Raw genomic sequence first — 12362 nt, forward strand, 5'->3', positions numbered from 1 at the left:
TTTATCCCTTCAGTTGCTGTGCACGCTCCACATTGATCGAACGCATCCTTCGGAATAGAGCAAGGATGAGACTCAAACCAATAGCCGCCTCCGCAGCCGCCAGTCCCATAATAAAAAGTGTGACGATCTGCCCTACCGCCGGCTCCGGAAACAGAAACCGATTGAATGCCATAAAATTCAAGCTGGCCCCGTTGAGCATCAATTCCACAGAGATCAGCATACCGATGAGATTTCGCCTTTGCAAAACTCCCAGCAACCCCAGACTAAAAAGCAATGCAGCAATGACCAGGTATGTGCTCAGTGAGTTCATGAGCTTAACCTCCGACTATATCCCGCCGTTAAAATCGCCCCGATGATGGCCACCAAAAGTACCAGAGAAATGATTTCGAAAACCAGATCGTACCGGGTCAGCAAAAGATGACCAATCGTCACCACAGACCAATCCTCACTGCGCTCCGCAGCAGGGATCCAATGGCTCTTGGAGACCACACCCACGACGGCCATGAAAAAAATAACGCTCGCAGAACACGCCATGGCCACCTTCGGCACCCGCCTCTTAGGCACCTCGAGGTGCAGGGGCCGGGAGAGCATGATGGCGAAAACGATGGAGATGCATATCGCACCGACATAAATCAACAATTGCATGAGAGCGATGAAAAAGCTCCCCAGATACAAGTAGAACCCGGCCACTCCGGCTAAAGCGAGCACCAATCCGAGTACATTGTAGAGGATGTTGCGCGGAAACACGGCGATAGCCGCTCCTCCAAGCGAAAACCCTACGACGACCCAGAAGGCCATTTGCGCTAACGTTTCAGTCCCTATCAGAAGGCTCATGACACCCTTTCCTCCAAATAAGCCAATGGGTTAAGATTGGCTCTCCTCCAACCTGGCCATCAGATCAATCACTCCATCCCACCGCGACTCCCCTTCCAACTCGTATTCCTTGGAAAATTTCAACGTCTTGGTGGGGCAGACCTCTACACACAGGCCGCAAAGACTGCACCGCGTAAAGTCGATTACGTAGTGTGTTCCAACTTTTTTGCCCTTTGCCCGTTCCTTGATTCCCTGAACCTTGATCAATCCGCTGGGGCACATGCGCTGGCACTGTCCGCACGCGATACATTTGTGCGTCCCCGTGTCAGGAAATCTGACAAATTCAATATGGCCACGATAAGCAGGTGAAAGTTCGACTCTTTGGCGCGGATACTGAACAGTAACCACGGGCCGATACAATCGCCGGAAAGTCACCCGCATCCCCTCGACCAAGCTCCAGCCACCATAAATGATTTCTTTCCAGTAGCTCATAGATCCTCTTTCACCTTAGCTATATAAATTTCAGAACAATCGCCGTGATCAGCAGGTTGACGAGACTTAACGGGATCATGACTTTCCACGAAAAATTCATCAACTGATCAAAGCGAACCCGCGGGAAGGTCCAACGCACCCACATGATCACGAATATGAGCGCGTAGGTTTTCATCAAAAACCAGACGATACCGGGTATTTTGAAATCAAATCCAAAAGGCCCGTGCCACCCGCCGAAAAACAAGCTGGTCGCCACAGCGCTGACGATGAACATATTGGTGTATTCCGCCAGGAAGAACAAACCGAACCGCATTCCACTGTATTCCGTGTGGAACCCGGCCACCAGTTCCGATTCCGCTTCCGGTATGTCAAAGGGAGCCCGGTTCGTTTCAGCGGTTGCGGAGATCAGATAAATCAAACCCGCTACGGGTTGAAGGAATATGAACCAGACATGGCTTTGAGCCCCCACGATCTCCGAGAATCGAAGCGAGTTGGTCATGAGCACGACACTCATGACCGTCAACAGAAGGGGAATCTCATAGGCAACATTTTGGGCTACGGAGCGGACGGCTCCGAGCAGAGCGTACTTGTTGTTGGATGCCCAACCACCTGCGAGAATCGCCAGGACACTGAAAGTTGAAAAAGCGAAGATCAAGAGAAGGCCCACATTCATATCGCGAATGATCAGTTCGGGCGCAAAAGGAAGGACCAGGAACCCGACAAGCACCGGCATAAAAATGAGCACCGGAGCAATGACAAACAGTTTTTTGTCCGCAGCTCTCGGTGTGATGAGTTCTTTCCCCACGAGCTTCAGACCATCGGCAATGGTTTGAAGCAAACCAAACGGCCCAACCTCCTTAGGTCCCGGACGAAGCTGGATATGCCCAGCCACCTTTCGTTCCAGCCAAACCAGAAAGAGGGCATTTAGCTGGGAAAAAGCTAAAACTATTATCAGCCCCACTATCAGGCGAATCCACTCCGAACCCACTTCATTTCCCATGTTCTGCTCTCCTACGGCTACTGGACGGAAGTCGTATATACCACGGTCACCATTTCCTTCTCCGTACCCCTCCGCCAGCTCATCCGATATTTATCGATCTATCTCGGGGATAACCACGTCAATGCTGCCCAGAATTGAAATGGCATCTGCGACCAGCGTCTTTTCAAACACCTCCGTAAGGACATGCAGGTTTCCAAAGCTTGGAACCCTGACGCGCAACCGATAGGGAACCCCCGTCCCATCGCTCACCACATAATATCCCGTCTGCCCCCGTGCGCTTTCAAAACTGAAATACACCTCCCCCTTGGGGGGGCGCAGCCGGTCGGAGACCTTTGGATTCAACCACTGTCCACCCGGAAGATTGTCCAGAGCCTGTTCGATGATCCGGCAGCTCTGTTCCATTTCTTCCATACGTACAATGTAGCGATCCATGGCATCCCCTTTGGTGCCGATGGGGATATCGAAGTCGAACCGATCATATACCTCGTAAGGTTCAGCCTTACGAACATCGAAGCGGACCCCACAAGCCCTCAAATTCGGCCCCGTCACTCCGTACTGCCGGGCCTGCTCTTTTGAAACCTTGCCCACATCACGCGTTCGGTGAATGAAAATGATGTTCTTGGTCACCAGATTGTGATAATCGGGCCAGCGACTGCGCAAACGCTTGATAAAAGCGCGCGTCATCTCGATAAACCCGTTATCGATATCCTGACACACGCCGCCGAAGCGGCAGTAGGAATAGGTCAGTCGAGAACCGCTCACCCGGTCCAGAATGTCCAGAATTTGCTCACGATCATCGAAGGCGTAAAGGAAGGGAGTGAATCCGCCGAGATCCATGACATAGGTTCCAAACCACAAAAGATGACTCGAAATCCGGTTCAACTCGGAACAGATGACCCGGATATACTTCGCTCTCTCGGGCACCTCCAACCCGGCCAACTTTTCCACCGCCAGTACATAGCCGTGATTGAAAAGCATTCCGGAAAGATAGTCCATGCGACTCGTATTGGGCATGAATTGCTTGTAAAGGCGGTTCTCCCCCATCTTTTCATGTCCGCGATGGCCATAACCTATAACGGGGTCTGCCTTGACAATGAACTCACCATCCAAATCCAGAAGAACTCTGAGCACACCATGAGTGCTTGGGTGTTGAGGCCCAAGGTTCAAGGTATACAACTTCTCGACAATAGGTTCTTGAAATTGTTCAGCCATAGATCTCTTCTCGTCTGCGATAAGCGTTTACTTTGCCAAATGTCTTCTTTAACGGGTAAAAGTCCGCATCTTCGGGAAGCAACAAACGCCTCAAATCAGGATTGTCGACAAAGGAGATTCCAAAAAATTCATGAATCTCACGCTCTTGCCACTTGGCAGTCTTGAAGATATCACAGACGGTAGGAACTGCCTGATCATGACCGCACAACACCCGCACCGCAAACCGCGACCGAGGCTCATAACAATTGAAATGATAGACCAATTCAAAGGTATCTTGAAAATCGATCGCAGTGCAGGATTCCAGGTAGAATTCCATTTCATTCAGAACGGTCGCCACCTCGCGCAACTGGCTTTGCGGCACATTTGCCGAGAAGACCACTCCCGCACGGTAGCCCTCATCTCTGGCGACAGCCCCCCCGGGAAGCATTTTTTGAAGCTTCTCTAAGACGTCATTCACCTTGCCCATAGTTAGAGTTTCCCTCCCTTGCGATGAAAACGCCGTAAATAGTTGCGATCTTCCCCGCGGGTGATCTTGTCTTCCAGAGCCAGAAATCCCTGAATGAGCCCTTCAGGCCGCGGGGGGCACCCCGGGATAAAGATATCGACAGGCAAAATCAAACCCGCACCAGGCACGATGGCATACTGACCATCATATTCAAAGGGGCCACCCGAAATGGCGCAGTTCCCCATCGCCACACACCATTTTGGATTCGGCATCTGATCCCAAAGCATTTGAATCGCGGGGGCCATCTTCCTGGAAATGGTTCCGGCCACGATCATGAGGTCCGACTGGCGGGGAGAAGGCCTGAAAACACCCGCTCCAAAACGATCCAGATCGAAGCGGGAAGCCCCCGCCGCCATCATCTCTATAGCGCAGCATGCCAATCCAAAGGTCATCGGCCAGAGCGAGTTGGCCCTCGCCAAATTCAGGACATCATCCAGAAGTGCGAATTTGATGACCGGCTCTACTGGTTCTACTCTTCTCTGGGTTTCCACTCAAACACTCCTTTACACCAGGCATAAACGATGGCTAGAGACAAAATCCCCACAAATATAAAGATTTCCACCAGATCCCGAATGGCATACTTGCCATAGGCCAATGCAACAGGAAAGAGGTACAGCACATCAACATCGAAGGCGAGGAAGATCAGGGCATAGATGTAATACGCCACCGTAAACTGCATCCATGCGGTCCCGATGGTTTCCATACCGCTCTCATAGGTTGCCTCGCGCATTTTCCCTGTGCTTCGCTTGACGATCAGCATTGAAAGGATGATCGGCACAACAGCAAAGACCACACCTACTAGAAGATAAAGTGCAACAGATAAAAAATCGGTCAAAAGTTCTTTGGGTAGCATGCCATTCTCCGCTCAGTGTCCAATATTAAATGGCGCCAATGGAATAAATCCCCCTATACAAAGATCACTATTTTCACGTGACGCAATCTGTGAATTTCTCGCGCCTCAACCCCTTCCTCCGGAACATGGCGGTTCGAACGACCCGATGTTCCATCCCGAGGCGAATTCTTTCACAAATCGCGACATCGATATCCCAAAAGAGATCGGCGACCGACCGCCTGCCGCTCTGTCGTCTGACTAGAGGGAGAACGATCGCGCAAAAAACAACTCTATATTTCAATGGGTAAGATTTTTCGCACAATTTTTCACTTGCGTCAAGCCAGAAACTGTGCAAATTCAGATGTATTTCAGCCACATGCTGCGGCAGATCAACGCAATCGGGTTAGACCATACCAAAATGAGAAAGCCCGAAAAGCAAAACTCGCTTCCGAAGGCGATGGGAATTCTACCGTTTCGATTTTCTCCGGCAAAGAACATTGAAGGCAGGTCGGATTTCTGGGTGCATCATGAAAAACAGGTTTCTTCCTCAAGGCTCACGAACTGCAACCGGGGCTTGCAATCACCTTATGGAACTTCATTGTGGCGCCTGCGGAGAAAATATTCACAAAGCAGTAAAATCTGCTCGACATCGACCCTAACTGAATCGTTCTTGTGTGTCAACCTTAATTCTAGTATTAATTTTCGTGCCTGGCCTGGAACGGTATGTGAACTGCAGGGAAAATCTCACATTTTCAAAGATTTTTCACAATCTCCATTTTCGAGTCTTTTTGCCCAAAGGAGGAAAATAAATGTTTGAATCATTGCACATCGGTTTTATTGGTGGTGGAAATATGGGAGAAGCGTTGATAAAGGGTTTGCTTTCCGCTTCGCCCCTGCTTCCCGACCAGATCTCCATCTATGACGTCAGCACCACCCGTATGAAATATCTCGAAGCCACATATAAAATCAGGCTCAGCGCCAATGCTGCCGATCTGGCCGCCTCAAGCGATGTTCTTATCCTCGCGGTCAAACCACAGACAATGTCCGAGGTGTTGGGAGGCATTCAGGCACACCTCTCCCACCGTCCCCTGGTGATTTCCATTGCCGCAGGCATCTCCCTGGCGGTCCTCTCCGCCGGACTTCCCGAAGGAACTCCCATTGTGCGTGTAATGCCCAACACTCCCGCTTTGGTTCTACAAGGGGCATCCACGTTGGCGCGTGGAACACATGTCACCGATCAGCAGATGGAAGTCGCGCTTGCCTTCTTTCAAGCGGTGGGCAAAGCGATCGAAGTGCAGGAACAGTGGATGGATGCCGTAACGGGCTTGAGCGGCAGCGGCCCCGCCTACGTTTTACTCATCATAGAGAGCTTGATCGATGCGGGAGTTCTCATGGGACTTCCAAGACAGACGGCACGAGAACTGACCCTTCAAACCCTTTTGGGCACTGTCAGCATGGTTCAAGAAACCGCAAAGCATCCGGCAGCGCTGAAGGACTTGATCACATCTCCGGGCGGAACAACCATTCGAGGACTACAGGTGCTGGAAGACAGAGGCGTTCGCGGCGCCCTTATGGAAGCCGTGGAAGCTGCCACATTGCGATCCCGGGAACTGGGAAGAAGTTGAACCTCTTCAAAAAGGTTCTAAACCGGAACATTCATAACTTGACATTGTCAGATTTCATCTGAACCACGGAGACACAGAGAACACAGAGATTTTATTCGGAGGTCTTTCTCTGTGCCCTCTGTGTCTCTGTGATTAATATGACAATGTCACAATAAAAGGAAGACGAGACAAAAGGCCGGCGGCTTCTCTGCGAACCGGTTTCCCCTTCTTCCGCACTAGACAGTCAGGATCCTTCCCCGTGGGCTCCAGGCATGAATATCTCTTGAATCCACCAGCTGATAGGTTTCCACCAGGTCGCCTATTTTGGCTTCATCAAAGTTCGAAATCTTCAATCCGACCTGTTGGCCTCTTTTCCCCTCTTTTATGGCCTTTTTCTCAATTTGAAGCGATTCGATTTTTCCGGTGTAGACCGGTCCCATGGCTGTAATCAGACGAAATGCGCTCCCAACAGACAAGGTCCCCTCGATGATTTCACACCCGAGGATGATTCCCCTGCGTCCCCCCTTGAATAGAGCGATCACGCGAGCCTTTCCCATTATCTTTTCAACGGGTCCCGGAGAAATGAGACTTTGCACGATCCGGTCCACATCTTCTATGAGCTTGTAGATCACCCCATAAAGACGGACCTCCACGCCGTTATCCTTTATCCAACCCTCGAGCCTGGGCATTATGCCCGTATTGAACCCCAGAACCAGCTTGCTCCCGGTCAAAGCCATCAGCAGATCGGACTTGGTGATGGTTCCAACACCGGCATTGATGATGCGGATCTCGACTTGGGGGTATTGAATCTTTCCAAGGGCGGAAGATACCGCTTCGGTGCTTCCGTAGGAATCACATTTGAGAACGATTTCGAGAACCTTGGTCGACGCTTCCCGAACTCCTTCAGAAGACTTCGAAACAGGCTTGTCTTTTCTTCCCGCTCCCTTATGACGGGCTTCTTCCTTGCGCATCATGCTCTCCTCCGCACAGAAACTCAAAAATTGCTGACCAGCAAGGCAAACCGCATCGTTCCAACTTCAATAAATTAAGAAGCATTGCCCGAGAATCCATTCCCCAATACAACTCAGTACATGCCCACACAAACAAGTGCTCAAGATCCCTTGGATTCCCCGCCTAAAGCATGCGGGAATGACAGATTGAAAATTGTTCACTTTCTTGTGTGGAGCTGTAATGAGCTTGACATTGTCAGATCTTGTCTGAACCACAGAGACACGGAGAACACAGAGATTTCATTTGAAGGTCTTTCTCCGTGCCCTCTGTGCCTCCATGGTTAATCTGACGATGTCGCATTAGAAAAATTTGGAAAACAACCAGAAGAGAAGCATTCCGACGACGACCGTTCCGCCAAGGGATTTGGTCTTCAGGGCGAAAAGAAGAGTAGGAAGAGCTACCAGTGCCTTGGGATGTAAGAGTTCGAGATGACGGGACTCACCCGTAATAAACAGATCAGGGAAGATGAGCGCGCTCAGAATAGCCACGGGGATCAAGTCCAGCCAGTCGATGAACCACTGGGGCAATCTGCGTTGAGACAGGAAAAAGAGGGGAAACCAGCGTGGGACAAATGTAACCAGCCCCATGCCAGCGACCAGGAGCAAATAGTCAGAACCGGGCATCATAGGGCATTTTCTTTCGACCGAATCGCTTCAACAAAAATCCACTTGTGGCCGCCAGCAGGGAAGCAAGAATCACGTAAGCATTTCCAGGAATGAGCATGGCGAAAAGAATGGCAAAGAGGCCCGCAAGAAGCCCGGTGATCACATATATTCTGCCTCGAAGTTGAAAAACCATGAGAGAGAGGAACATGGCGCTGAGAGCGTAATCGATCCCAAAGCTCCCTGCAGGAATGAAGTGCCCCCCATAGGCCCCAATCATCGTGGACACGATCCACACAAAATTGGCGATATGATTCACCACGAGGGCACGATGAGGAGTCCACTCCCCCTCCCGAAACCGGGTCATGTTGACCGCAAAGCTCTCGTCCGTTACCCCGTATGCAAAAAGAGAGAGAAGACTGCGGTCCACCCTGCCGAGAAAAACCGCCAGGGAAGAGCTCATGAGCACGTGCCGCAGATTGACGATCAAGGTCGTCAAGACGATGGAAAGGGATGCGGCACCGCTCCCGATCATTGAAACAGCGATGAACTGGGCGCTCCCCGCAAAAACCAGAAGGGACATGAGCCCGACTTCGAGAACACCCAGTCCCGCCTTTTGAGCGAGCACCCCGAAGGCCAGCCCGATGGGCACATATCCCAGGCAGATGGGCCAGCCCGCCTCGACCCCTTCCGTGATGATCTGTCGAGGCCGGTCATTTTTCGATGAGTCTATGGACGAGGAAATCTCTGAACTCATTGCAGCATGCTATCAATGGGAAAATTCCAGGCTCAAATCGATGGCCCTGGCAGAATGAGTCAAAGCTCCACTACTGATGAAGTTCACTCCCGTCTCGGCAATGGCTCTGACCCGTTCCAGCGTGATTCCACCCGAAGCTTCGAGCAAGGCTCTCCCCCTATTGCGAATGACCGCCTCTTTCAAACGATCCAGGGGAAAATTGTCGAGCAGAACGATATCGGCGCCCGCTTCGAGAGCTTCCTCCAGTTCGTCCAGGTTTTCCACTTCGACCTCGATTTTCAGGGTGTGAGGAGCACCCCGGCGTGCCCGGCGCACCGCTTCCCCGACACTCCCAACGGCTCCGATGTGGTTGTCCTTGATGAGTACTCCATCCGACAAACCGAACCTATGGTTGAAGCCCCCACCATGACGAACGGCCTCTTTTTCTAGAGTGCGCCACAAAGGGGTGGTCTTTCGAGTGTCCAGGAGCCGGCAGGATGTGCCTTCGAGGGCATCGACCATTCGCCGTGTCAGAGTGGCGACACCGCAGAGACGCTGAAGGAGATTGAGAGCGGTGCGCTCCGCAGTCAGCAGGGTACGGACCCTCCCACGGATTTCGAAAACAGGGATATCGGACGGTATACTCTCTCCATCCTGAAAGAGGCGCTTCACGTCCACTGCCGAATCCATCAACTGGAAAATCCGGCAAAAAGCCTGCGACCCTGAAAGGACGAAGGGTTCCCGTCCCACAACTACGGCTGTTCCCAGCATCTGCGCTTCTATCACGGTTTCGCTGGTCACATCACCGTGTTCCAGATCTTCCTGAATCGCCATCCAAAGCAGGGCATCCAAACGCTCCATGATCACTCCCCCGCTGATGCGCTGTCTTTCAGCGTGTTGATGATTTCATAATGGTGACGCAATTTCTCCATTTTCTCACCCAATCGAGCCCCTTTCTCCCGTTCTTTTTCGATGACGTCTTCCGGGGCTTTCTGCAAGAAATCTTCGTTGGAGAGTTTTTTCTGCGTGATGCCGAGCTCCTTTTCCAGTTTGGAAATTTCTTTTTGCAGCCGTTTGGACTCGCTTTCGAAATCCAGGATATCCTTCAAAACAACGTATACTTCCACATGTTTTGCAACCATCCCTGCCGCAAGGCGAGGTTTTTTCACCTCCCCCGATCGCCCTACCTCCAAACGGGACAAGCGAGCCAGGTCACTCACCGTTCCAGAATGCCTCAGCAAGAGGTCTTTCTCAAAATCCCTCTCACACAGGCAGACGACCTCGACTCGCGTGGCGGGCGCAACATTCATTTCCCCGCGAATGTTGCGTATGCCGTTGACGACATTCATTATGATGTCCATCTGTTCTTCCGCCTCGGCATCCAAGCGTTCGGCTTCAAACTGCGGAAACGAAGCCTTCATGATGGTTCCCGTAGTCTGTGGCAGTTTCTGCCAGATTTCTTCCGTAACAAAGGGCATTACAGGATGGAGCAGGACAAGAATCTGTTCCAGGACCCGCGCCGCAACCGACTGAGCCAGGGCTTTCACGGATGGATCTTCGCCATAAAAATCCGGCTTGATCATCTCGAGGTACCAGTCACAGTATTCGTGCCAGATAAACTGGTAGAGGGACTGAGCATACTGGTTGAAATGATAATTTTCGATGGATGCATCCACTTCGTTTATCACCCGCTGCAGTCGGCTCAAAATCCAACGGTGCACAAGGCCGGCCGGCTTCGCGGGGATTTCCGGCAATTCCCCAGACTCTTCGAGATTCATGAGAACCAACCGGGACGCATTCCATATCTTATTGATGAAATGTTTGTAACCTTCGATCCGTTCCTCTGAGAGTTTGACGTCCCTTCCCTGTACGGCAAAAGCCGTCAAGGTGAATCGAAGGGCATCCGTACCGTATTCATCCATCATCACCAGGGGATCGATCACGTTCCCTTTGGATTTACTCATTTTATGCCCCTGAGCATCGCGAACGAGGGCATGCACATAGACATCCCTGAAGGGGACATCCTTCATGAAATGGAGCCCCATCATCATCATGCGCGCGACCCAGAAGAAGAGAATATCGAAACCCGTCACCAATACGGATGTGGGGTAAAACTGCCGGAGTTCAGCCGTCTCTTCGGGCCAGCCCAGAGTGGAAAAAGGCCAGAGCCCCGAACTGAACCATGTATCCAGAACATCCGAATCCTGTTCCAGCCGACTGCCGCCGCACTCCGGACAAACCGTGGGATCGTCCATGGCGACAATGACTTTCCCGCATTCAGAACAATACCACGCAGGAATGCGGTGCCCCCACCATATCTGGCGGCTGACACACCAATCCTCGACATTTTCCAGCCAGATAAAATAGTCCTTTTCCCACTTGGCAGGAACGATTCGAGTCTTCCCCTCCCGAACGGCTTCCATGGCCTTTTCCGCCAGGGGCTTCGTCGAAACGAACCATTGAAGGGACTGCATGGGTTCGACCACACTCTTGCAGCGATAACAGTGTCCCACCCGGTTTTTGTAGTTTTCCACCTTGACCAGAAAACCTTCTTTCTCCAGGTCCTTGAGGATCCGTTCGCGACATGCGTAGCGATCCAGGCCGGCATACACTCCTGCCGCTTCCGTCATGGCACCGTTTTCGCCGATCACCTGCAGCAACTCCAGATGATGCTTGCGGGCGAGCTCAAAGTCATTGAAATCATGAGAGGGGGTTACCTTGAGAGCACCCGTTCCAAATTCCCGTTCGACATACGCATCTCCAATCACGGGTATGAGCCGCCCCACAAGAGGCAGAATCACTTTCTGGCCGATAAATGACGCATACCGGGGATCTTCGGGGTGAACCGCCACTGCGGTATCGCCCAGCATCGTCTCGGGCCGCGTGGTCGCCACCACCAGGGCACCTTTCCCGTTCGCCAGAGGATATCGAATGTGATAGAGACGGCTGTCCACCTCCTCGCCTTCCACTTCAATATTGGCAAGAGCCGTCATACAACGGGGACACCAATTGATCATCCTTTTTCCGCGGTAAATCAGCCCCTCTTCATATAACCGCACGAAAACGTGCCTTACCGCCCTTGAAAGCCCCTCGTCCATGGTAAAGCGTTCACGATCCCAATCGCAGGAAGCTCCGAGACGCTTCAATTGGTTGATGATGATTCCACCGTACTTTTCCCTCCATGTCCACACCTTCTCCAGAAAAGCTTCCCGGCCCAGTTCATGGCGGCTGAGCCCCTCCTGTCCGATCTGCCGTTCCACCACGTTCTGAGTGGCAATTCCCGCATGGTCCGTTCCCGGAATCCAGAGGACTTCAAAACCTTTCAACCTCTTGTAACGGCAGAGGATATCCTGAATCGTGTCGTTGAGAGCATGCCCGATATGCAGTTGCCCTGTCACATTGGGAGGAGGAATCACGATGCTGAAAGGAGGGCGGGAACTATGAACGTCTGCATGAAAATAACCGTATTCTTCCCAATGGGCGTACCAGTGCGATTCAACTTCGTGGAATGCGTATGCTTTGGGCAAAATGCCTTCACTCATTTAACTGCTCCCT

14 protein-coding genes are annotated in these 12362 nt (G+C 51.8%); 1 reads left to right on the top strand and 13 read right to left on the bottom strand.

The genetic code is table 11. The features are described from left to right. Position 1: 1 nt before the first annotated feature. The 8 genes from nuoK to QMG16_RS09600 form a co-directional block, all read right to left on the bottom strand. A complete protein-coding gene (gene nuoK / locus QMG16_RS09565) occupies positions 2 to 310 on the bottom strand; it encodes an NADH-quinone oxidoreductase subunit NuoK (RefSeq protein ID WP_281793778.1) in 309 nt (102 codons plus the stop codon). After that, a complete protein-coding gene (locus QMG16_RS09570; protein ID WP_281793780.1) occupies positions 307 to 834 on the bottom strand; it encodes an NADH-quinone oxidoreductase subunit J family protein in 528 nt (175 codons plus the stop codon). The genes nuoK and QMG16_RS09570 overlap by 4 nt, the downstream gene beginning before the upstream one ends. Before the next feature lie 30 nt (positions 835 to 864). Next, on the bottom strand, positions 865 to 1305 hold the full coding sequence (locus QMG16_RS09575) for a NuoI/complex I 23 kDa subunit family protein (protein WP_281793783.1): 441 nt from the start codon (positions 1303 to 1305) through the stop codon (positions 865 to 867). A gap of 19 nt (positions 1306 to 1324) precedes the next feature. Beyond that, the gene (gene nuoH, locus QMG16_RS09580) at positions 1325 to 2305 is read right to left on the bottom strand and encodes an NADH-quinone oxidoreductase subunit NuoH (protein ID WP_281793784.1); all 981 of its coding nucleotides are present in this window, start codon (positions 2303 to 2305) and stop codon (positions 1325 to 1327) included. A 90-nt stretch (positions 2306 to 2395) separates the two neighbouring features. After that, entirely contained in the window at positions 2396 to 3517 is a 1122-nt protein-coding gene (locus tag QMG16_RS09585) for an NADH-quinone oxidoreductase subunit D (protein ID WP_281793786.1), read from the bottom strand. Then, a complete protein-coding gene (locus tag QMG16_RS09590; protein ID WP_281793787.1) occupies positions 3510 to 3983 on the bottom strand; it encodes an NADH-quinone oxidoreductase subunit C in 474 nt (157 codons plus the stop codon). Before QMG16_RS09590 ends, QMG16_RS09585 begins: the two co-directional genes overlap by 8 nt. Positions 3984 to 3985: 2 nt before the next feature. Beyond that, a complete protein-coding gene (locus QMG16_RS09595; protein ID WP_373878667.1) occupies positions 3986 to 4513 on the bottom strand; it encodes an NADH-quinone oxidoreductase subunit B in 528 nt (175 codons plus the stop codon). After that, complete coding sequence (locus tag QMG16_RS09600; RefSeq protein WP_281793789.1) at positions 4492 to 4875, bottom strand: NADH-quinone oxidoreductase subunit A; 384 nt, start codon at positions 4873 to 4875, stop codon at positions 4492 to 4494. Before QMG16_RS09600 ends, QMG16_RS09595 begins: the two co-directional genes overlap by 22 nt. 788 nt (positions 4876 to 5663) lie before the next feature. Here QMG16_RS09600 and proC point away from each other — a divergent pair. Then, the gene (gene proC / locus QMG16_RS09605) at positions 5664 to 6479 is read left to right on the top strand and encodes a pyrroline-5-carboxylate reductase (RefSeq protein ID WP_281793791.1); all 816 of its coding nucleotides are present in this window, start codon (positions 5664 to 5666) and stop codon (positions 6477 to 6479) included. A gap of 215 nt (positions 6480 to 6694) precedes the next feature. Here proC and QMG16_RS09610 read toward each other — a convergent pair whose 3' ends face one another. The 5 genes from QMG16_RS09610 to QMG16_RS09630 form a co-directional block, all read right to left on the bottom strand. After that, positions 6695 to 7432 (bottom strand): translation initiation factor IF-2, encoded by a 738-nt coding sequence (locus QMG16_RS09610; RefSeq protein WP_281793793.1) that lies wholly within the window; start codon positions 7430 to 7432, stop codon positions 6695 to 6697. 336 nt (positions 7433 to 7768) lie between these two features. Next, the gene (locus tag QMG16_RS09615) at positions 7769 to 8095 is read right to left on the bottom strand and encodes an AzlD domain-containing protein (protein WP_281793795.1); all 327 of its coding nucleotides are present in this window, start codon (positions 8093 to 8095) and stop codon (positions 7769 to 7771) included. After that, positions 8079 to 8828: an AzlC family ABC transporter permease gene (locus tag QMG16_RS09620; protein WP_281793796.1), complete on the bottom strand. Its 750-nt coding sequence runs from the start codon at positions 8826 to 8828 to the stop codon at positions 8079 to 8081. The genes QMG16_RS09615 and QMG16_RS09620 overlap by 17 nt, the downstream gene beginning before the upstream one ends. Before the next feature lie 12 nt (positions 8829 to 8840). Then, on the bottom strand, positions 8841 to 9668 hold the full coding sequence (nadC, locus tag QMG16_RS09625) for a carboxylating nicotinate-nucleotide diphosphorylase (RefSeq protein WP_281793797.1): 828 nt from the start codon (positions 9666 to 9668) through the stop codon (positions 8841 to 8843). 2 nt (positions 9669 to 9670) lie between these two features. Beyond that, positions 9671 to 12349, bottom strand: coding sequence for a valine--tRNA ligase (locus tag QMG16_RS09630; protein ID WP_281793798.1), 2679 nt, complete (start codon positions 12347 to 12349; stop codon positions 9671 to 9673). Between the last annotated feature and the right edge of the window lie 13 nt (positions 12350 to 12362).

This window comes from Desulforhabdus amnigena, from assembly GCF_027925305.1.
Classification (GTDB): Bacteria; Desulfobacterota; Syntrophobacteria; order Syntrophobacterales; family Syntrophobacteraceae; genus Desulforhabdus; species Desulforhabdus amnigena.